The sequence below is a fragment of the Neomelitea salexigens DSM 19753 genome, from assembly GCF_000422345.1.
Taxonomy (GTDB): Bacteria; Pseudomonadota; Gammaproteobacteria; order Pseudomonadales; family Spongiibacteraceae; genus Spongiibacter; species Spongiibacter marinus_A.
In genome coordinates this window covers 13,744-34,289 of sequence record NZ_AULP01000001.1, presented here as the reverse complement: position 1 = coordinate 34,289, position 20,546 = coordinate 13,744, and the positions used below count along the sequence as shown (strand labels likewise).

The following is a 20,546-nucleotide window of genomic DNA, read 5'->3' as shown; positions in this document are numbered from 1 at the left end:
GTACAAAGCAGTACCCATGTGCAACAACAGAAGGCGTAACAGGCTATGTTGAGTAAAGATTTAGAAACGACACTCAGCCAGGCATTCAAGTCTGCCCGCAGCCGTCGGCATGAATTTATGACGGTAGAGCACTTATTGCTTGCCCTTGCAGACAACGAAGCCGCCGTGAAGGTGCTACTGGCCTGTGGAGCAGATTTACCCCAGTTAAAGGGTGAACTAAGCGAGTTTGTTGACGCGACCACACCGCGTATTCCCGACGACGACGTCGAGCGAGATACCCAGCCCACTTTGGGCTTCCAGCGCGTTTTGCAGAGAGCCGTGTTTCACGTGCAATCCTCCGGCAAACAGGAAGTGACCGGCGCTAACGTTCTGGTTGCTATTTTCAGCGAACAGGAAAGCCAAGCGGTCTACTTCCTGAAGTCGCAGAGTGTTAATCGCCTGGATATCGTCAATTACATCACCCACGGCATTTCCAAGGTGTCCGGGGGAGAGTCCGGCGAGCACGAGCAACACGGCGAGCACGAGGGTGAGGGCAGTGATCCCGAGCAACGTCCACTGGAAAGCTTCTCCACCAACCTCAACGAAGAGGCGCAGTCCGGTCGCATTGACCCCTTAATTGGCCGCACAGAGGAAGTGGAGCGCGTAGCCCAGATACTCAGCCGCCGTCGCAAGAACAACCCTTTACTCGTCGGCGAGTCTGGTGTCGGTAAAACTGCTATTGCAGAAGGCTTGGCAAAGCGGATTGTCGATGGCGATGTCCCCAGCGTGCTGGCCGACAGTGTCGTTTACTCTCTGGATATGGGGGCGCTATTAGCCGGGACTAAATACCGCGGCGACTTCGAAAAACGCCTGAAGGGCCTGCTTGCAGACCTGAAAAAACGTGAAGGTGCGATCCTGTTTATTGACGAGATCCACACGATTATCGGCGCAGGGGCCGCGTCGGGCGGTGTTATGGATGCCTCGAATCTATTAAAGCCGCTGCTCAGTAGCGGACAAATTCGCTGCATAGGCTCTACCACTTTCCAGGAGTATCGCGGGATCTTTGAGAAGGACCGCGCCCTGAGCCGCCGCTTCCAAAAAGTGGATATCGGCGAGCCCAGTGTGGAAGATACCTTCCATATATTGAAAGGCCTGAAGTCACGTTTTGAAGGGCACCACGAGCTCAAATACAGTGACGCAGCGCTGCGAACCGCCGCAGAATTGTCGGCGCGTTATATCAATGATCGCTTTTTACCCGATAAAGCCATCGATGTAATAGACGAAGCCGGAGCGTATCAGCGCCTGCAGCCCGAGGATCAGCGTGTCGATGTTATCGATGTGGCAGATATTGAGGCCATTGTCGCCAAAATTGCTCGCATACCGCCCAAGAGCGTATCGTCGGATGACAAAGCGTCACTGGCCAAGCTCGAAGATAATCTCAAAATGGTGGTCTTCGGTCAGGATCAGGCAATCACCGAGCTGAGTGCATCCATCAAGCTGGCGCGAGCTGGCCTGAAAGCCGGGGACAAGCCCATTGGCTCGTTCCTGCTGGCCGGCCCCACCGGCGTGGGTAAGACAGAAGTTTGTCGCCAATTGGCAAAAATACTGGGCTTGGAATTGATCCGCTTCGATATGTCGGAGTACATGGAACGCCATACAGTATCGCGCCTGATCGGTGCGCCTCCAGGCTATGTCGGCTTTGACCAGGGCGGGTTATTAACCGATGCGGTGACCAAGCACCCACACTCTGTTGTGTTGCTCGATGAGATCGAAAAAGCACACCCAGAGCTTTTCAATCTGTTGCTGCAGGTGATGGACCACGGTTCACTGACCGACAACAACGGCCGCAAAGCGGATTTCCGCAATGTTATCTTTATCATGACAACCAATGCCGGGGCCGAGAGTATTAGCCGCCGCTCTATTGGTTTCACCGAGCAGGATCACCACACTGATGCCAGCGAAGCGATCAACCGGCTGTTTACGCCGGAGTTCCGCAACCGCCTGGACAGCGTGATTAACTTTGCGCCCCTGCCTGAAGAGGTCGTGCTTACTGTCGTGGATAAGTTCTTGGTTGAACTACAAGCTCAGCTGGACGACAAAAAAGTCGCTCTTCACGTTGATGACGACGCGCGCCGTTGGCTGGTGAAAAAAGGTTACGACCGCACAATGGGTGCCCGCCCGATGGCGAGAGTCATTCAAGAACACATCAAAAAGCCGCTGGCGGAAATGGTGTTGTTCGGTAGCCTGGAAGAGCAGGGAGGTGTTGTGCACATCAGCGTGAATAGCGAGGCAGATACACTAACACTGGAAGCGGAAACTCAGCGGGAAACAGAAACAGAGGCCTGACACAGGTCTCTGTTTCATTGCTGGGCTTAACGGCCGCGGAAAGTGATGCGGCCTTTGGTCAGGTCGTAAGGCGTGAGCTCAACCTTAACTTTATCGCCGGTCAAAATACGGATGTAGTGCTTGCGCATCTTCCCTGAGATGTGAGCAGTAACAACGTGGCCGTTTTCCAGCTTTACGCGAAACGTGGTGTTGGGCAGGGTATCAATAACCTCGCCTTCCATTTCAATCTGGTCTTCTTTCGCCATTCGGCAGCAATCCTCAGATGTGGTTGAAAGTAGAGAGTGGGGCCTAGTGACCCGGAAAAAACTGCGCGCATTTTGCCCTAAATAGCGGGATTAGGCAATTTGTGATCAATTCAATCGCACCCAGCGCTGACTCATAAGCAGCTCCAAGGGGCGATAATCAATTTTGTAGCGCATTTTTTGGCAGTCTCGTATCCAATAACCGAGATATAAATAGGGCAGTTGTCGCTGCCGGCAGGTTTCGATCATATGCAAGACCGCCAGCTTACCGAGGCTGCGACGTTGCGCTTCTGGCGCATAAAACGTGTATATCGCCGACAGCCCGTCCCCCATCTGGTCGCATACACTGACCGCTAGCAGCTGACGCTGATGGTATATATGCAGGTAAGTCGTGTCTTGACGGCTGTCGGCAATAAAGCTGTCGAACTGTTCGCGCGAGGCGGGGTACATATCGCCATCGCGGTGACGCTCGTTGATGTAGCGTTCATACAGCGGGTAGGCCTCGGCATCTAACGATTCACGCCAGTAGTAATCCAGGTCTTTGTTGCGGGCGATTTGCCGCCGCTGATTGCGACTCAAGCTGAAGTCGGCGACGGGAACCCGGCTGGCTATGCAGGCGTTGCAACCGTCGCAATTTGGCCGGTAATAGTGGCTGCCACTGCGCCGAAAGCCGGCCTGGGACAGGCGAGTATATAGGGGAGAGCCAACGGCGCAGGCCGGGTCTACGAACAGGGTCTGCGCCTCGCGGTCATCAAAGTAACTGCATGGGTGAGGGGCAGTGGCGTAGAGCTTAATTTGTCGGTCGTCATTCATAGCTATCTAGCAGGTCTGCGTCCAGCGTCCAGTGGCTCGCATCACTGGCTGTCGGTTGGGCGAAGGTCTCCAGCATCGATTTAAAGTCTGCGCGCGCTAGGTCTTCGGCACCCATGCTGTAAAGGTAGTCATTGCCGACCTGGCAGTCGATAAGTTCAAACCCCCATCGCTGTAGTTGTTTGCACAGCCCTAGCAGCGCGAGCTTTGAACCATTGCTGCGATGGCTGAACATCGACTCGCCAAAGAACATTTGCCCCAATGCTAAGCCGTACAGGCCGCCAACCAGCTCTCCTTGCTGCCAAACTTCGATGGAATGCGCCCAGCCGAGTTCATGCAATTGTTTATAGGCTTTCCGCATTTTTGCGGTGATCCATGTGCCTGGGCGTTTTGGGCTCAGTTCGGCGCAGGCATCCAGCACTTCGCCAAAACATTGATCGGCGGTGATCCGAAAACGCTCTCGCTTTAACTGCTTGCGCAGCGTTCTGTTCACATAGACCTTTTCGGGGAAAAGCACTGCTCGCGGTTGTGGCGACCACCACAAAATGGGTTGTGGGTCTTCATACCAAGGGAAAATCCCCTGTCGGTAGGCTTCCAAAAGGCGAGCAGGGGAGAGATCACCGCCAACGGCGAGCAGGCCGTTGGGGTCATCCAGCGCGGAGTCAATCTCTGGGAATTGCAGCGAATTTTCGCTTAACCAGGGAATGCTGGGCACAGCAACGTGCCCGTATTTAGGCGAGGTTGTCTAAATAGCGCTCAGCGTCCAGTGCCGCCATACAGCCAAAGCCTGCAGAGGTCACCGCCTGACGGTAGATATGGTCGGCCACGTCGCCCGCCGCGAACACGCCCTCTACTGAGGTTTGGGTAGCGTTGCCCTCTGTGCCGCTGGCAATCTTCAGGTAGCCGTTATGCATATCCAGTTGCCCCTCGAAGATACCGGTATTGGGCTTGTGACCGATCGCAATAAACACACCGGCAACGTCAATTTCCTGGGTACTGTCGTCTTGTGTGCTGGCCAGGCGCAAGCCGGTTACCCCTGAATCATCGCCCAGGACTTCATCGAGAGTATGGTTCCATAAAATATTGATGTTGCCATTCTCAGCGCGCTCAAGAATTTTATCCTGCAGGATTTTTTCAGAACGCAGCGCATCTCTGCGGTGCACTAAGGTCACCTCTGAGGCAATGTTTGACAGATATAAGGCCTCTTCAACAGCGGTATTACCACCGCCAATAACGGCTACTTTCTTGCCACGGTAGAAAAAGCCATCACATGTTGCACATGCCGACACGCCTTTACCCATAAAGGCTTCTTCTGAGGGCAGCCCCAGGTATTGAGCAGAGGCTCCCGTTGCAATAATCAGTGCATCACAGGTGTAAGTATTGCTGCCTGTGAGCGTGAAGGGGCGCTGCTTAAGGTCCACGCTTTCGATGTGGTCGAACAGCACTTTGGTATCAAAGCGCTCGGCGTGCTCCTGCATACGCATCATGAGCTCAGGGCCTTGAACGCCGTTTTGATCGCCGGGCCAGTTGTCGACGTCCGTGGTGGTAGTAAGCTGTCCACCCTGCTGCATACCCGTAATCACCACTGGGTCGAGGTTGGCGCGGGCAGCATATACAGCGGCGGTGTATCCAGCAGGGCCGGAACCAAGAATAATCAGACGGTGGTGTTGGCTGTCGCTCATGAAGGCAGAATTCCGTGTTTGGGGATTGAACTTGTACTCATCCCGGGTGACTGAGATTAGGCGCTTATCATAGGGTAAAAGGCCGGGGTCAGCAAAAGCTAACACGGCGACAAACGCCACTTCGAAGTGCTAATATTGGGCCAAATTTCGCGGTTTCAACCGCTTCGCTTGCGCCCGCGCAGTGTTTTATCGCTACGAAGATAAGAAGGAAGCCGATTTCCCTTGGCAAAGACCACGAAGTCAAAGAACAACACTCCCGACAAAGGCCGCGACACCCTGCATTTGCGTTTGCGCGAAGGGCTGCTTATCGCTCTGGTCGCGGCCTGCCTGTACATTTTTGTCTCGCTAATCAGCTATAGCGCCGCCGACCCTGGTTGGTCGAGAACGGGCAGTGGGGAAGATATCGCTAACGCCGGTGGCCCCGTGGGCGCCTGGCTCGCCGACGTGTTTTATGCATTGTTCGGCTACATGGCCTATCTCTTTCCCGCCATGCTGGCCTTTCGGGCGATACAACTGTTTCGCGACCGCCTGCATGCCAGCGGTTTCGACTCTGTTGTCTTCGCCTTGCGTTGCATCGGTTTTGTGCTGGTAATGATCGCCAGCACCGGCCTGGCCGCCACGGAAGATCACGGCAACAGTGGCTTGCCATTCGGTGCGGGGGGCGTTCTGGGCGATGCGATCGGCAGCGCTACCGTCGCCGGTTTCAGTTACTTCGGCAGTCATCTGCTGCTGTTGGCGATCTTTTTGTTCGGAATGACGGTATTCACCGACCTGTCCTGGCTGAAATTAATAGACCGTCTAGGGGGCATTACCCTCACGCTTTATGCGCGCCTTCAGGATCGCTACTACCAATTCCTCCAGCAGCGGGCAGAGCGCAAGGCCTCTCGCGAGGCGCAGCAACAGCGCAAGGAGTCGGTGGCCAAGAAAAACGAGATACAAAAGACCCGAACTGCACCGGCTATCGCGCCGCCGCCCAAGCCTGCCGCACCATCGGCGCGTGTAGAGAAAGAGCGCCAAACCTCGCTGTTTGACGGCATCGTCACAGGCAGCTTGCCATCGTTATCACTACTCGATCCGGCGGAACACCACCCAGACAAAGGCTTCTCTCCTGAGACGCTGGAGGCGATGTCGCGGCTGCTCGAAATTAAGCTGTTGGATTTTGGTGTCTCAGCAAAGGTTGTCGCGGTGTTTCCGGGGCCGGTAATTACGCGCTTCGAGCTGGAGCCAGATGCAGGCGTTAAAGTAAGTAAAATCAGCAACTTGGTTAAGGACCTTGCCAGATCACTTGCAGTAGTCAGTGTGCGCGTCGTGGAGGTTATTCCAGGCAAGCCCTACGTTGGCATAGAAATTCCCAATGAAGATCGCGAGATCGTGAACTTCCGCGAGGTGCTTTCCTCTCAGGCTTTTGAGGCCTCTAAGTCCGCGCTCACGCTGGCCTTGGGGCACGACATCTCGGGAGAGCCGGTTTGCGCTGACCTCGCTAAGATGCCGCACTTATTAGTTGCCGGTACGACGGGTTCCGGTAAATCGGTCGGCGTTAACGCGATGCTGCTTAGCTTGCTGTACAAGTCATCGCCGGAGGAAGTTCGCCTGCTGTTGGTAGACCCCAAGATGCTTGAGCTATCGGTCTACGACGGCATTCCCCATCTGCTGACGCCAGTCATTACCGATATGAAAGATGCCGCCAACGGGTTGCGCTGGTGTGTTGCTGAAATGGAGCGGCGCTACAAATTAATGTCAGCAATGGGCGTTCGGAATCTGGCGGGCTTCAACCGCAAGATCAAGGATGCCATCCAAAGCGGCGAACCCATCAAAGACCCACTATTCGTGCCAGACGAGAACTACCAGCCAGGCCTTGAAGAGGCGCTAGCGCCCGACCTTGAGCCGCTGCCCGCTATTGTGGTGGTCATCGACGAATTTGCTGACATGATGATGATCGTGGGTAAAAAGGTTGAAGAACTTATCGCACGAATTGCTCAAAAGGCCCGTGCGGCGGGTATTCATTTGATTCTTGCCACGCAGCGCCCATCTGTTGATGTGATTACCGGCTTGATCAAAGCCAACGTGCCCACGCGGATTGCGTTCCAGGTTTCGTCGAAAATCGATTCGCGCACAATTCTTGACCAAGGTGGTGCAGAGCAGCTGCTTGGCCACGGTGACATGTTGTATTTGCCACCTGGTTCCGGCCTGCCTGTGCGGGTGCACGGCGCCTTCTGCAGTGATGATGAGGTGCACAGAGTTGTTGCCGATTGGAAAAAGCGGGGAGAACCTCGCTATATCGATGGTCTATTAGAGGAGGGTAGCAGCAGCGATGCCATGCCAGGCATGGCCCCGGAAGGGGGCGATGACGACGGTGAGGCCGATGCGCTCTACGATGAAGCGGTTCGCTTTGTTACCCAAAGCCGTCGGGCGTCGATCTCCTCTGTGCAGCGTAAACTGCGCATTGGCTACAATCGCGCTGCTCGATTGATAGAAACCATGGAGTCTGCAGGTGTGGTCTCCGAGATGGCCAGCAACGGCAGCAGAGAAGTTCTGGCGCCGCCACCGGTCGAATAGGATCTTCTTATGTACAACGCCTTTTGGGCCCTCGTTATTAGCGTAATATTCGCGGTGCCAGCACACGCCAGTGATGTTGCGCAACTGCATTTGCACTTATCCTCTCTGCAAACTCTGCAAGCCCAGTTTGAGCAAGAGGTTCGCGATGAAAGCGGCAACGTTTTGCAGCTCACCCGCGGCGAACTTGCGGTAGAGCGCCCCAACAAGCTTCGCTGGGAGAGCCGTGAGCCTTTTCACTACCAACTTATTAGCGACGGTGTAACGCTATGGCGTTACGACGCCGACTTGGAGCAGCTCAATAGCGAGCCATTTAGCGACGAGCTGGCAGAAGCGCCGGCGATGATTATTGGCGCCAGCATTGAGCAGCTAGAAAGCCAGTTTGATGTGCGGTTTAACAAACAGGGTGCGCTGCGGGAGTTTATTCTCACGCCGAAACAACCCGGCATGTTCAGCCAAATGAGTCTGCGCTTTCGCCAGGGCAAACTTATCGGCATGAGTATGCGCGACAACCTGGAACAGTACACAGAGGTGAAATTTATCAAGCCGCGCTACAACGTACCGCTGGCTGACGACACCTTCATCTTTTCTGAATCCAACGCCCCCTCATGAGTAACCCCGCGCCGCTGGCGGCGCGTATGCGCCCGCAATCACTCGCTGAATACCGAGGACAGGCGCATTTGCTCGCTGAGGGCCAAGCGCTGCGCACAGCGCTTGATTCAGGCCAGCTTCACTCGATGATTTTTTGGGGGCCGCCGGGAGTTGGCAAGACCACCCTGGCGAGATTGATCGCCCAGCATAGCGACGCTCACTTTATTACGGTCTCAGCGGTACTCGCGGGCGTAAAAGATATACGTCAGGCCGTTGAAGAGGCCAAGCGGGAGCGCCAGTACGGTCGCCGGACGGTCTTGTTTATCGATGAAGTACACCGCTTTAACAAGGCCCAGCAAGATGCCTTTCTTCCCTATGTGGAGGATGGAACACTAATCTTCGTCGGTGCCACTACCGAAAACCCCAGTTTCGAGATCAATAACGCACTGCTGTCGCGCGCCCGTGTTTACCCACTTCACGCGCTTGACGCCGAGAGTCAGCTGGCAATTTTACGCCACGCCTGTGAAGAGGAGGGCTGGCAGTGTAGTGATGAACTGTTGTCAGAGCTCGCTCTGCAGGCAGACGGCGATGCCCGCCGAGCACTTAACCTGCTAGAGCTCGCAATGGACATCATGCGCGACCGTGGCAGCGAGCAAACGATTGACGCCGACGCTGTCTCGCAGGCAATGAGCCATCAACCCCGGCGCTTCGACAAAGGCGGCGACCTGTTTTACGAGCAGATCTCCGCCTTGCACAAGTCGGTAAGAGGCAGTTCACCCGACGGCGCTCTGTACTGGCTTATTCGCATGCTCGACGGCGGCTGCGATCCTATTTACGTCGCGCGGCGCTTGGTACGGATGGCCAGCGAAGATATCGGTAATGCCGACCCCAGAGCCCTGCGCATCTGCCTTGACGCCTGGGATGTACAAGAGCGCCTCGGCAGTCCGGAAGGTGAGTTGGCACTGGCGCAAGCCGTGGCCTATTTAGCTGCCGCGCCCAAGAGTAACGCAGTCTATACGGCCTTTAATGCCTTAAAAAAACGCATCGCCAGCGACCCAAGTCACGACGTGCCCATGCACCTACGCAACGCGCCCAGCAAGTTAATGAAGGCCCAGGGCTTTGGCGAGGGCTATCGCTATGCCCACGATGAGCCCGACGCCTACGCCGCCGGAGAGAGCTATTTACCGGAAGCCCTTCACGGTGAGCATTTCTACCAACCCGTGGACCGCGGTTTGGAGCGAAAAATTGCTGAAAAAATGCGTTATTTACAGCAACTGGATGCACAAAGCCCGCATAAGCGTTATCCGTGAGCGCAGTTCTTGCTAAAATGCCCGCTTTAACCAACAGGGAAAGCGCGTGCTGCAATATCTACTGATCGCCTTAGGTGGTGCCAGCGGCGCGCTGAGTCGCTACGGTATTGGCCGGCTTTGCCAGGTGCTACCCGCGAGCCAATGGCCAGTGGCAACCTTTGCAGTGAACGTGCTCGGCTCCGCCGCCATTGGCGTTGTATACGTGCTGATTACCGAGCGCAGCACCTTGCACAGCGACTGGCGCTATGTGTTGATGGTCGGCTTTTTTGGTGCCTTCACCACCTTTTCCACGTTTTCCCTTGAGTCTGTAGCGCTGTTGGAGGCGGGCAAACCGCTGCTGGCGCTGGCCTACATGCTCACTACTGTTACCACATGTGTACTGGCCTGCTGGCTAGGAATAATCGCTACAAGATAGCTTAAATATCAAAGGTTTGGAGAGTTTATATAATGTTGGATATCAAGCAGCTTCGCCAGGACCCGGACGCCGTGGCAGCCGCCTTGAAGAAAAAGGCCTACGACTTCGACGTGGCGCATTTTCAACAACTCGATACCCGTCGCAAGCAAGCCGATGTGGAAAGTCAGGAGCTGCTTGCACAGCGCAAACAAGCCTCTAAGCAAATTGGCGAATTAGTAAAGAGCGGCCTGTCGGTCGATGAGGCCAAAGCCAAGGTAAATGAAACCCTGGCAACCATAGAAGCGAGCCTCGAGCGCGTAAAAAATGAAGCCAAGGCTGCGAACGACGAACTCGACGCGGTGTTGATGGCTGTACCCAATGTACCGGTAGAGGAAGTGCCCGAGGGTGCAGACGAGGACGCCAATGTAGAGATTTCGCGCTGGGGCGAGCCGCGCCAGTTCGACTTCGACGTTAAAGATCACGTGGATGTCGGCGGCAACCTCGGCGGGCTGGATTTCGATACCGCAAGTAAAATCACCGGCAGTCGCTTTGCCGTTATGCGCGGCGGTTTGGCGCGTCTGCACCGCGCACTCACGCAGTTTATGCTCAACACGCACACCGGTGAGCACGGCTACCAAGAAGTTTACGTGCCCTATATCGTCAACAGCGATTCACTGCGCGGTACCGGGCAGCTGCCTAAATTTGAAGAGGACCTGTTCCGCCTTAACAGCGAATCAGAGTACTACCTGATCCCCACAGCGGAAGTGCCGGTTACCAATATGCTGCGCGATGTTATCGTCGAAGCGGGCGAGCTGGGAGAGGGCTTAAAGTTCACCGCCCATACACCGTGCTTCCGCTCAGAGGCGGGCAGCTACGGCCGTGATACCCGCGGAATGATTCGCCAGCACCAGTTTGAAAAAGTGGAGCTGGTGCAGTTCGTCAAGCCCGGCGATTCTGCCCAAGCGCTGGAAACCCTGACAGGGCACGCCGAAGCCATTTTGCAAAAGCTGGAGCTGCCTTACCGCAAGGTCTTGCTCTGCGGTGGTGATCTTGGCTTTTCCGCGCAAAAAACCTATGACCTGGAAGTGTGGCTGCCGGCCCAAAACACCTACCGGGAGATCTCCTCTTGCAGTAATTTCGGCGACTTCCAAGCGCGCCGTATGATGGCCCGCTGGCGCAACCCTGAAACCGGCAAACCTGAGCTGCTCCACACCTTGAACGGCTCAGGGCTGGCAGTGGGGCGAACACTGGTCGCCATACTGGAAAATTACCAGCGCGCCGACGGCTCGGTGGCCATACCGAGTGTATTGCAGCCCTACATGGGTAATATTGAGCAACTCAGCGCTGAGGAACTTGGCTGATGGACTTTTTGCCGCTGTTCACCAAACTCGACGGTAAGACCTGTTTGCTGGTGGGCGGTGGCGAAGTCGCCTTGCGCAAAGCCCGGCTTCTCAGTAAAGCAGGAGCGATACTGCGCGTTGTCGCCCCGGATATTACCCCTGAGCTGGAGCAACTTGCCCGTGAATCCGGTCAATGTTTGCACGCGGATTACCGCTTGGATTACCTGGATGGCGTGTTTTTAGTCATCGCCGCCACCGATGACCAAGCCCTCAATGAGCAAGTGTCGCGGGACTGCAACGCGCGCAATATTCCGGTAAATGTGGTGGATAACCCGCCGCTGTGCAGCTTTATTTTGCCGGCAATTATCGATCGTTCGCCCATCGTGGTGGCAGTGAGCAGTGGCGGTAAAAGCCCGGTGCTGGCCCGGATGATTCGCTCGCGGTTGGAATCGAGCATTCCCGCCGCTTACGGGCGACTAGCCGGTTTGGTCGGACAATTTCGCGACGCCGTTAAAGCCCGTTTTGACGACATAGAAGATCGCCGTGACTTCTGGGAGCAAACGCTCCAGGGGCCTGTGGCGGAGATGGTCTATGCCGGGCAAGAACAAGCGGCCGGCGAAATGCTCAGCAAATTGATCAATGAGGCAGAGCTTCGTCCTGGCGGCGAGGTATACCTTATTGGTGCCGGGCCTGGCGACCCGGACTTAATGACGTTTAAGGCGCTGCGGCTATTACAGCGCGCGGATGTTGTGCTGTACGACCGCTTGGTCGCACCGGAAATCGTCGAGTTGTGCCGCAAAGATGCCGAGCGTATTTTCGTGGGCAAAGCGCGCTCGAATCATGCGGTGCCCCAGCAAGACATCAACGCCTTGTTGGTTGAACACGCCAAGCAGGGCCGAAAAGTCGCTCGCTTAAAAGGCGGTGACCCCTTTATTTTTGGGCGCGGCGGTGAGGAAATTGAGCAGCTGGCAAACGAATCGATCCCTTTTCAGGTTGTGCCAGGCGTAACTGCTGCGGCCGGTTGTGCGAGCTATGCCGGTATACCGTTGACCCACCGCGACTATGCCCAGTCAGTGCGTTTTGTTACCGGCCATTTGAAAGATAACAGCATCAACCTGCCCTGGGCCGAGCTGGTTCACGGCCACCAAACGATCGTTTTTTACATGGGCCTGGTTGGCCTGCCGGTGATCTGCGAGCAGCTCATCGCCCACGGTCGAAGCGCCGATACACCAATCGCTCTGGTGCAACAAGGCACCACGCGCCATCAAAAGGTAGTGGTAGCCACCTTGGCAACCATGGTTGAGGAAGTGGCAAAAAATCCCGTTAAAGCCCCCACGCTGATTATTGTCGGCGAAGTGGTCAGCTTGCGAGAAAAACTGGCCTGGTACGAGCACTACGATCTCGCGTCGCCAAGTTTGTAACATCGGTCGCTGCGGCGAGTCCCAATGCCATATTCACTTGATTCGGAGGTTTTGTGAGTCAGTTTGATTACGATCTGTTTGTCATTGGTGCCGGTAGCGGCGGTGTTCGCGCGGCCAGAATGTCAGCGTCGATGGGCGCCCGCGTGGCCGTGGCCGAAGCCCGTTATCTGGGTGGTACCTGTGTAAATGTCGGCTGCGTGCCTAAAAAACTGTTTAGCTATGCGGCCCATTTCACCGAGAACTTCCACGATGCCGCCAGCTTTGGGTGGGATGTTTCGCACGGCCCTATAGACTGGCCACGCCTGCGCGACAACAAAACCCGCGAAATTGAGCGCTTGAATGGCATCTACGGCAATATTCTCAAAAATGCCAATGTTGACCTGATCAACGGTCACGCGCGCTTTGTCGACGAACATACGGTGGACGTGAACGGCAAACACTATCGCGCCGAACGGATTCTTATTGCTGTTGGCGGCTGGCCCTATATCCCCGATGTGCCGGGGAAAGAGCACGCCATTAGCTCCAATGAGCTGTTTTATCTCGATGAGCTGCCAGAACATGCCACGGTAGTGGGCGGAGGCTATATTGCCACCGAATTTGCCGGCATCCTCAACGGCCTGGGGGTTAAGGTCACACAAATTTACCGTCGCTCGCTGTTTCTGCGTGGCTTTGATGAGGAAATACGCGGCCACCTTGCAGAGGAAATGCGCCAGCGCGGCATCGAACTGCGTTTCAATGAAAACGTCACTGCGATCGAGAAAACCGCCGATGGCTTGCAGCTTCAGCTGGAGAGCGGCGGCGTGCTGAATACCGGCGCTGTGCTTTATGCCACTGGGCGCCAGCCGCTACTCGAGGGACTTGGGCTTGAAAACACCCGGGTTGCGCTCAACGAGCAGGGCTTTATTGCCGTGTCGGACACCTTCCAAACGGCGGCGCCCAGTATTTACGCACTGGGTGATGTCATCGGTGGCATGGAGCTGACGCCCGTGGCGCTCGCCGAAGGAATGAATCTCGCTCGGCGACTCTATGGCGGCATTGACCAGGCGATGGACTACGAATACATTCCCACCGCGATCTTCTGCCAACCCAATATTGGAACGGTCGGCTACAGCGAGGAACAAGCGCGGGAGAAATTTGGCGATATCAGCGTGTTTACGTCGCAGTTCAAACACCTGAAACACACCCTCACTGAGAATCCGTCAAAGGTATTTTTGAAGCTGATCGTCGATAAAGCCTCAGACCGCGTTGTCGGCGTTCATATGCTCGGAGATGATGCCGGCGAGTTAATCCAGGGCTTTGCCGTGGCGATAAAGGCGGGGGCAACCAAAGCGGTATTCGACGCCACTATTGGCATTCACCCCACGGTCGCAGAGGAGTTTGTGACCATGCGCGAGGCCAGCCGATAAGCTGGCCTTCATGGGGAAGGCCCTTTTTAGGGCCGCCCGGCGAGTCTTTCCTGCTGGAACGCGGGAATCGCGTCCACCAGAATATGGCCGGCCTCATTTAGCAGCGGGTCAGGGCGTTTGTCTTTCTCTTCACCCTCATTCTCCGACTCGGTATCCGGGCTGATCAGCAGGTCATCCGGGGTATCGAGCTCGTCATCTTTCAGCACATCCAAGGGCTTTTCACCCTTGGCCACACGACGGCGGTTTTCCATCGCCAGCTGCAGGGCTTTTTGCTCTTCGCGCTCTTTTTTACGCTTGGCAATATTCAGCGACAGGTACTTTCTGTCGCGATATTTTTCTATTGCCGCTAATTGCTCTTTCAAAAACCGAAAATCAGGGTCTTTAGCAACACGCTCCTCGTGGCGTTTTTCCAACTTATCCAGGCCACTGCGCAGGTCGTAATAATAGCTGTGGCGAGCGCGGGCGATGCGGTCCCACGCCATCGCATTGTCGAGAATGCTTTCGCCAATCTGCTCGGAATCGTAGAGGGGAGGGAAGCTGATATCGGGAATCACGCCGCGGTTTTGGGTGCTGTCACCCGAAATGCGGTAAAACTTCGACTCGGTCATTTTTAACTGACCGTGACTCAGCGGGTTTACCGACTGCACCGTTCCCTTACCGAAAGACTGGGTACCGATCACAATACCGCGCTGGTAGTCCTGAATGGCACCGGCGAAAATCTCCGACGCAGATGCGCTCATGCGGTTGATCAACACCGCCAGCGGGCCGGTGTAATAGGGCGAGCTCCGGCGCTTACCTTCGCGAATCACTCGGGAATTGGACTGGCGTATCTGCACCGTCGGCCCGGATTCAATGAACAGGCCCACCAGACCGTTGGCCTCGGCAAGCGAGCCGCCGCCATTGTCACGCAGGTCGATCACAATACCTTCCGCGCCCTCGGCCAGTAGTTCACCAAGAATCCGATGCACATCGCGGGTGGTGCTGCGGAAGTCGGGGTCACCCATGCGGAAGGCGTCAAAATCCAAGTAAAAGGTTGGGATATCGATAACCCCAATCTTTCTTACTTTGCCCGAGGCATCTTCAATATCGAGGATCTCTCCCTTGGCACTTTGCTCTTCGAGCTTCACCTCGTTGCGCTCGATCACAATTTCCTTGCGCTCTTCGTCGCTATGCGCCAATGCAGGAATAACCTCTAAGCGCACAACCGACCCCTTCGGGCCGCGAATCAGGTCGACAACATCGTCCAGGCGCCAACCAATTACGTCCTGCATATCACCCTTCTTGCCCTGGGCAACACCGACAATTCGGTCTGCAGGTTGCAACTCACCCTGTTTATCGGCAGGGCCGGCAGGCACCAGTCGCACGATCTTGGTGTAGTCGTCTTCCATTTGCAGAACAGCGCCGATCCCCTCGAGCTTCAGGCTCATATTAATCTGGAAGTTTTCCGACAGCCTTGGCGAAAAGTAATCAGTGTGGGGGTCGTACAGCGAGGCGAGGGCGTTCGCGTAGATTTGGAAGGCGTCTTCCGCCTCAAGCTGAGTCAGGCGCTTCACCTGATTGCGGAAACGCTTCTCCAGCAACTCAACGATGGCTTTATCTTCTTTGCCCGCCAGCTTTAAACCGAGAACACGATTTTTCAGTTGCTTGCGCCAAATCTCATCAGCTTCGGTCTGGTTTTTTGGCCAGGGCTGTTCAGAGCGGTCCAGCAAAAAACTCTCGTCGACACTGAAGTCCATCGCTGCGACGGTTTTTTCCAGATCGTCGAGGCTGCGCTCCAAACGGCTCACAATGCGTTGACGATAGCGGTTAAAAATCAGAAAACCTGTATCCAGGCGACCCTTTTTGAGTTCATCATCCAGGCGGTCGCGGTATTGCTGAAAACTGGCAATATCCTCGGCGAGTAAAAACTGTCGATTGGGGTCCAGGTCACTGAGGTAGGCATCCAACAAACGCGACGATGAGGCGTCATCAACAGCCAATTTTACATAGTGGCTGCTATTGAGTTGGTTGAGCATGTCGCGAATCGCCTTGCGATGCTCTTTGCTGGGTTCTAAGTCGGTCAGCGCATGGGCGGGCGACAGCAAGAATAAAAAGAGGAGTGAAACGCTAGCGAAAAGGGTGCGCGACGAACGATGTTGAGTAAAAAGCATAAATTACCTGTGTTTTTCCGCTGTGGTTCAGCCTTACGACTAATTTTCCGGTGATTTCCTATCAGCGGATTTCCCGTATCGGTATACCGCGTTACACTGAAAATATCCACTTAGGCTAACTGATGGAGCCCGCAATTGTGAGTAAAAACCCTAAAGTGACAGCCGTTGAAACATATATCAAGGCGCTGACTGAGCACGACCTCGGCGCAATTGACGCACTTTTTGATGACAACGCTACCGTGGAAGACCCAGTCGGCGGAGATGTCATTCGCGGTAAGGACGCTATTCTAGGATTCTACAAGACCGCATTTAGTTCCGGCATTTCTGCAAGATTAGAGGGCGCGGTGCGCTTAGCCGCTAACCATGCGGTGTTTCCGTTTGTGGTAGAACTCAACCCCGGCAACGGCGAAATGCGCCTGGAAGTCATCGACCAATTCACCTTTAATGACGTCGGAAAAATCTGTGCAATGAAGGCATTTTGGGGTGAAGAGAACATGACAACCCCCTAACGCCGCCCCGCCAAATGCCTGTCACCTAGCGAATGATCGCCACCGACTTAATTTGTGCAAACACCGACATACCCACGGTTAAGCCCAAGTGGTCGATACTTCGCCGGGTGAGCCTCGCCAATAGGCGCTCGCTACCCAGCTGCAATGTTAGTACCTGCATAGCGCCTACCGCCTCATCACTGATTGCCGTTATCGAGCAGGGCAGCACATTCAAAATACTGCTGTCGCCGTGGGCCGACAGGCTAATACTCACGTCCTGCGCCCGAATACGCAGGCGTTGCTCGCTCCCTAAGGCTTCATCGTTGTGTTGTACCCAAAGTGCACCCCCATTAAAGGCCAATTCCGCGAGTTGCCATTGCTCATCAATGCGGTTCACCCTGGCACGCAGTACCGCCGACACATCCGCGCTGCCCGGTCGGGCGATTACCTGCTGCATGAGCAGCTCTTCCATTGGCCCGTAGTGGCTGACTTTGCCGTTTTCCAGCATTAGCAGGGTATCAGCGAGGCGGCACACCTCATCAACCGAGTGGCTGACATACAGAATAGGAATATTCGACGCGCGGCAGAGTGTTTCAAGATAGGGCAATATCTCGGCTTTTCTGCGGTCATCCAGGCCGGATAAAGGCTCGTCCATCAACAGCAACTCCGGGCCGATCAATAGCGCTCGCGCAATCGCCACACGCTGGCGTTCTCCCCCTGATAACTGATCTGGCCGGTGCGACATCAATGCGGCAAGGTCCAATAAGTCCACTACTTCTTCCAATGCCGGCGCCTGGGGCGCTGCGCGCCGCCGTGCGTAGCGGAGGTTGCCCGCCACACTGAGGTGTGGGAACAAACTCGCCTCTTGAAAAACGTAGGCGATCGGCCGGCGATGGCAGGGTAGGCAGTGGCGCCCTTGCTGCCAGCAAGCGTCGCCAAAAAACAACTCGCCGCGAGCGCGTTGCAATCCTGCAATGCAGCGCAGCAACGTTGTTTTTCCCGAACCGGAAGGGCCAAATATCGCCGTAACACGGTCCATTGGCAGGGAAAACTCGGCATCAAGCGCGAACTTGTCGCCGGGAAACGCCAATCTAAAATGACCTGAAAGCTGCTTTACCACGACTAGAAACCCAATACTTTTGCTGAGCGCTTGCCGCTGCGAAGCCCATGCAGCGATAGCATGGTAATAAAGGATAGCGCCAACATCAGCGCGGCGAGGCGATGCGCACGGGGGTAGTCGAGGGCTTCCACATGTTCATACAGCTGCACCGAGAGCACCTGGGTTTCACCCGGAATATTGCCGCCAATCATCAGCACCACACCGAACTCACCCAGCGTGTGGGCAAAACCCAGCGCCGCCGCGGTGATAAACCCCGTTCGGCACAGCGGTAATAACAGCGTGAAGAAACGGTCAACCGGGCCGGCACGCAAGGTGGCGGCCACTTCAAAAGGGCGCTCGCCCATGCTTTCCATTGCGTTTTGTATGGGCTGTACCACAAAGGGCAGGGAGTAAAACAAGGAGCCAATCACCAAGCCCGTAAAACTGAACGCCAGGCTCCCCATTCCCAAACGCTCGCTCAGGTAGCCTATGGGCCCCTCCGGCCCCATTGCCAACAGCAAATAAAAGCCAAGCACTGTAGGCGGTAGTATCAATGGCAGGGTGATCAGCGCCGCTACCGGAGCGCGCAACCAAGAGCGACTGCGGCTTAGCCACCAAGCCAGCGGAGTCGAAATCACCAACAGTAAAACAGTGACGACCAGTGCCAATTTCAGGGTAAGTAAGAGCGCGGTCATATCCTGGCTATCAAACCCCATCATTCTGCGCCCTCCCTTGTGGGCAGCTGATAACCATCGTTGCGAATGATCTGCTTAGCAATATCGGTTTGTAAAAACGCCAGAAACGCCCGGGCAGCCTCAATATCGTCACAGCGAGTTAGCAGCACTCGTTGCTGCCTGATCGGCCGGTGCCAGTCATCGGGAATTAACCAATAATCGGTGGAAGAGGGAGGCATCTGAGCGCGCGCTAACAGGCCCGCCTCCGCATTTTTGGAATGCACAAATTGGTAGGCCTGAGCGATATTTTCACCAACTACCAGTCGCTTTACCGCCGCTTTTTCTAGCTTGAAATGCCGCAAAACATCTTGTGCTGCTCGCCCGTAAGGGGCCAAACGCGGATTGGCAATGGCAAAGCGCGAATAGTGAAATGCCTCCAGTTCACGCTGCCCATCTTTATTTACCGGCCACAGCACTAAGCGGCCACGCGCATAGTCCTGGCGGCTGCCATCGATGACGAAGCCGCTTTCCTCCAGCGCTTTCGGGCGAGCGATATCAGCCGAGAAAAACATATCGAAGGGCGCACCTTGGCGAATTTGTGCGTACAGCTTGCCCGACGAACCGCGAACAAGCTCGGGGGACACTCCACCCAAGGTCGCGTAATGCGCGGCGAGCTTCTCCAGTGTGGGAGCGAAATTCGCGGCCACAGCAATACGCAGCGGCGCCGCCACTGCAGCGCCAGACCACATACATATCAATAACAGGCCAAACAGTCGGTTCAACAACACAGGCACCCTAAAATCAGGCAGCTAGTCTCGACCAAATTTACGTACGACACAAGCGGCGCCTCTACTTAGCCTCAACTTAGTTAGCCTCTAATGCATGTTGTGCGACAAGGGCTGCTGCGGCATGACCCGCGTCGGAAATGTAGGCTGGGGCATGGTGGATCAACATACTCGACGGAGCACCTTCCAGCAGCAAAAACACCTGCCTCGCGGTAAGCGCCGGCGCGGCGAGGCCTGCGGCACTATAGGCCTCGGTTTTCCCATCTTGCTCGGCGAACGCCTGCTGATAAGCAGCCAAATTTTGTTGGTCCCGCGAGCGTAAATACGCCGTTATGTGGTTAAAAAGCTAAAAGCCCGCCGTAGTAAGGGGGAGCAAATTGGCCATCCATTGAATTCACTTTAAATGGTACCAGAACCAAAAACCTAAGGCATTGATATTTAAGTAAATTATTTCTAATTCTTCATCTAATTGACTGAATATTAGAATTACCGGCTATCGATGGAGCGACGGCTTGTAGCTCCACCGAAAGTTGTGAAATCTTTATCCAGTTTTGCTTATAGATAGCCAATAAGTAGCAATAGCGCTCTACTTTCACTAAAGCTGGCGTGAGGAGGGGGTATTTATACCTCTAGATTGCCCATGTTGCGGGTGGGCACATAAGGCTCATCGAAGTTTATATAATCGCTGATATCAGGGCGACTCACGTTAAAAGCCGATTCTGGCACATAAAGTGTGATCGAGTCATCATCATAAAACCACGCTATGTCACGACACAAACCAGAATATGTCCCCCTGAATGGGTTCAGTCGGCGCTGAACGAATTGATTAAACTCTAAGTGAGCATCTTCGGCGGCTTTAGTGATCATTACATTGCAATAGATACACCGAAATAACGCGAGAAGATCCAAGTAGTACACTAACTTTGATATCTTGCTAGGGACTGAATAGGTTTTATACGGCCCGGAGATTGTTTCCCCCCATCTTATTGCATAGTTTAAGGGTTCCGGCGTGATAGGTGTTAAGTCGCTCCAAACACTGGGACATCGGAAGTAATATCCTCTAAATTTTCGGCGCCCAGGCACAACATGCTTTCTATTGCTCGAGATATAGTGCCACCACATTGAGTAAATAATGCAATATGGGCAGTGGTCGTACCTGTTGTGCACATTAGAGTCAGAAATGTGGCATATCACCGAGAGCGTATGGTCTAAAGAGTCATGGGGTAACAACCTCATTATCTTTCGCCTCGCGACATTCCGAATTGTTCTTTCCCAG

General features: G+C 55.0%; 18 protein-coding genes. 9 read left to right on the top strand and 9 right to left on the bottom strand.

All coding sequences use genetic code 11. The annotated features are described in order from the left end of the window. Window positions 1-45 precede the first annotated feature (45 nt). Window positions 46-2,325, top strand: coding sequence for an ATP-dependent Clp protease ATP-binding subunit ClpA (clpA, locus tag H573_RS0100155; protein ID WP_027872504.1), 2,280 nt, complete (start codon window positions 46-48; stop codon window positions 2,323-2,325). Between the two features lie 26 nt (window positions 2,326-2,351). On the opposite strand, the gene infA is transcribed toward clpA, so the two are convergent. The 4 genes from infA to trxB form a co-directional block, all read right to left on the bottom strand. After that, window positions 2,352-2,570: a translation initiation factor IF-1 gene (infA, locus tag H573_RS0100150; protein WP_027872503.1), complete on the bottom strand. Its 219-nt coding sequence runs from the start codon at window positions 2,568-2,570 to the stop codon at window positions 2,352-2,354. 105 nt (window positions 2,571-2,675) lie between these two features. After that, the gene (locus H573_RS0100145) at window positions 2,676-3,380 is read right to left on the bottom strand and encodes an arginyltransferase (protein ID WP_027872502.1); all 705 of its coding nucleotides are present in this window, start codon (window positions 3,378-3,380) and stop codon (window positions 2,676-2,678) included. Then, complete coding sequence (aat, locus tag H573_RS16370) at window positions 3,373-4,092, bottom strand: leucyl/phenylalanyl-tRNA--protein transferase (protein WP_084497785.1); 720 nt, start codon at window positions 4,090-4,092, stop codon at window positions 3,373-3,375. The genes H573_RS0100145 and aat overlap by 8 nt, the downstream gene beginning before the upstream one ends. Window positions 4,093-4,108: 16 nt before the next feature. Beyond that, the gene (gene trxB / locus H573_RS0100135; RefSeq protein WP_027872501.1) at window positions 4,109-5,059 is read right to left on the bottom strand and encodes a thioredoxin-disulfide reductase; all 951 of its coding nucleotides are present in this window, start codon (window positions 5,057-5,059) and stop codon (window positions 4,109-4,111) included. A 222-nt stretch (window positions 5,060-5,281) separates the two neighbouring features. Between trxB and H573_RS0100130 the strand changes: the two genes are divergently transcribed. The 7 genes from H573_RS0100130 to gorA are packed head-to-tail and all read left to right on the top strand — an operon-like array spanning window position 5,282 to window position 14,074. Beyond that, entirely contained in the window at window positions 5,282-7,615 is a 2,334-nt protein-coding gene (locus H573_RS0100130; protein ID WP_027872500.1) for a DNA translocase FtsK, read from the top strand. A 9-nt stretch (window positions 7,616-7,624) separates the two neighbouring features. After that, a complete protein-coding gene (gene lolA / locus H573_RS0100125; protein ID WP_027872499.1) occupies window positions 7,625-8,224 on the top strand; it encodes an outer membrane lipoprotein periplasmic chaperone LolA in 600 nt (199 codons plus the stop codon). Next, complete coding sequence (locus H573_RS0100120) at window positions 8,221-9,513, top strand: replication-associated recombination protein A (RefSeq protein ID WP_036255394.1); 1,293 nt, start codon at window positions 8,221-8,223, stop codon at window positions 9,511-9,513. The genes lolA and H573_RS0100120 overlap by 4 nt, the downstream gene beginning before the upstream one ends. Window positions 9,514-9,559: 46 nt before the next feature. Continuing rightward, window positions 9,560-9,928 carry a fluoride efflux transporter CrcB gene (gene crcB, locus H573_RS0100115; protein ID WP_027872497.1) on the top strand — a complete coding sequence of 123 codons (369 nt, stop codon included), beginning with the start codon at window positions 9,560-9,562 and terminating at the stop codon, window positions 9,926-9,928. Between the two features lie 32 nt (window positions 9,929-9,960). Then, complete coding sequence (gene serS / locus H573_RS0100110; RefSeq protein ID WP_027872496.1) at window positions 9,961-11,268, top strand: serine--tRNA ligase; 1,308 nt, start codon at window positions 9,961-9,963, stop codon at window positions 11,266-11,268. Next, complete coding sequence (cysG, locus tag H573_RS0100105) at window positions 11,268-12,668, top strand: siroheme synthase CysG (RefSeq protein WP_027872495.1); 1,401 nt, start codon at window positions 11,268-11,270, stop codon at window positions 12,666-12,668. The genes serS and cysG overlap by 1 nt, the downstream gene beginning before the upstream one ends. Before the next feature lie 53 nt (window positions 12,669-12,721). Then, window positions 12,722-14,074 (top strand): glutathione-disulfide reductase, encoded by a 1,353-nt coding sequence (gene gorA / locus H573_RS0100100; protein WP_027872494.1) that lies wholly within the window; start codon window positions 12,722-12,724, stop codon window positions 14,072-14,074. 26 nt (window positions 14,075-14,100) lie between these two features. Here the strand turns inward: gorA and H573_RS0100095 are convergent, their stop codons facing one another. Further along, a complete protein-coding gene (locus H573_RS0100095; RefSeq protein WP_027872493.1) occupies window positions 14,101-16,224 on the bottom strand; it encodes a carboxy terminal-processing peptidase in 2,124 nt (707 codons plus the stop codon). A gap of 122 nt (window positions 16,225-16,346) precedes the next feature. Here H573_RS0100095 and H573_RS0100090 point away from each other — a divergent pair, with 122 nt between their 5' ends. Beyond that, a complete protein-coding gene (locus H573_RS0100090) occupies window positions 16,347-16,733 on the top strand; it encodes a nuclear transport factor 2 family protein (RefSeq protein ID WP_051170756.1) in 387 nt (128 codons plus the stop codon). 25 nt (window positions 16,734-16,758) lie between these two features. Here H573_RS0100090 and modC read toward each other — a convergent pair whose 3' ends face one another. From modC to H573_RS19450, 4 genes are all read right to left on the bottom strand, one after another. After that, window positions 16,759-17,832 (bottom strand): molybdenum ABC transporter ATP-binding protein, encoded by a 1,074-nt coding sequence (gene modC / locus H573_RS0100085; protein WP_027872491.1) that lies wholly within the window; start codon window positions 17,830-17,832, stop codon window positions 16,759-16,761. Between the two features lie 2 nt (window positions 17,833-17,834). After that, window positions 17,835-18,530: a molybdate ABC transporter permease subunit gene (modB, locus tag H573_RS0100080; protein WP_205618876.1), complete on the bottom strand. Its 696-nt coding sequence runs from the start codon at window positions 18,528-18,530 to the stop codon at window positions 17,835-17,837. Further along, window positions 18,527-19,270 (bottom strand): molybdate ABC transporter substrate-binding protein, encoded by a 744-nt coding sequence (gene modA / locus H573_RS0100075; protein WP_154653801.1) that lies wholly within the window; start codon window positions 19,268-19,270, stop codon window positions 18,527-18,529. The genes modB and modA overlap by 4 nt, the downstream gene beginning before the upstream one ends. A 79-nt stretch (window positions 19,271-19,349) precedes the next feature. Beyond that, window positions 19,350-19,568 carry a hypothetical protein gene (locus H573_RS19450; RefSeq protein ID WP_154653800.1) on the bottom strand — a complete coding sequence of 73 codons (219 nt, stop codon included), beginning with the start codon at window positions 19,566-19,568 and terminating at the stop codon, window positions 19,350-19,352. Between the last annotated feature and the right edge of the window lie 978 nt (window positions 19,569-20,546).

Bases quoted from the DNA above. Each gene is read 5' to 3' on its own strand.
- infA (WP_027872503.1), bottom strand. From the start codon at position 2,570: ATGGCGAAAGAAGACCAGATTGAAATGGAAGGCGAGGTTATTGATACC.
- lolA (WP_027872499.1), top strand. From the start codon at position 7,625: ATGTACAACGCCTTTTGGGCCCTCGTTATTAGCGTAATATTCGCGGTG.
- trxB (WP_027872501.1), bottom strand. From the start codon at position 5,059: ATGAGCGACAGCCAACACCACCGTCTGATTATTCTTGGTTCCGGCCCT.
- cysG (WP_027872495.1), top strand. From the start codon at position 11,268: ATGGACTTTTTGCCGCTGTTCACCAAACTCGACGGTAAGACCTGTTTG.
- H573_RS0100095 (WP_027872493.1), bottom strand. From the start codon at position 16,224: ATGCTTTTTACTCAACATCGTTCGTCGCGCACCCTTTTCGCTAGCGTT.
- H573_RS0100145 (WP_027872502.1), bottom strand. From the start codon at position 3,380: ATGAATGACGACCGACAAATTAAGCTCTACGCCACTGCCCCTCACCCA.
- clpA (WP_027872504.1), top strand. From the start codon at position 46: ATGTTGAGTAAAGATTTAGAAACGACACTCAGCCAGGCATTCAAGTCT.
- H573_RS0100120 (WP_036255394.1), top strand. From the start codon at position 8,221: ATGAGTAACCCCGCGCCGCTGGCGGCGCGTATGCGCCCGCAATCACTC.
- modB (WP_205618876.1), bottom strand. From the start codon at position 18,530: ATGATGGGGTTTGATAGCCAGGATATGACCGCGCTCTTACTTACCCTG.
- serS (WP_027872496.1), top strand. From the start codon at position 9,961: ATGTTGGATATCAAGCAGCTTCGCCAGGACCCGGACGCCGTGGCAGCC.
- H573_RS0100090 (WP_051170756.1), top strand. From the start codon at position 16,347: ATGGAGCCCGCAATTGTGAGTAAAAACCCTAAAGTGACAGCCGTTGAA.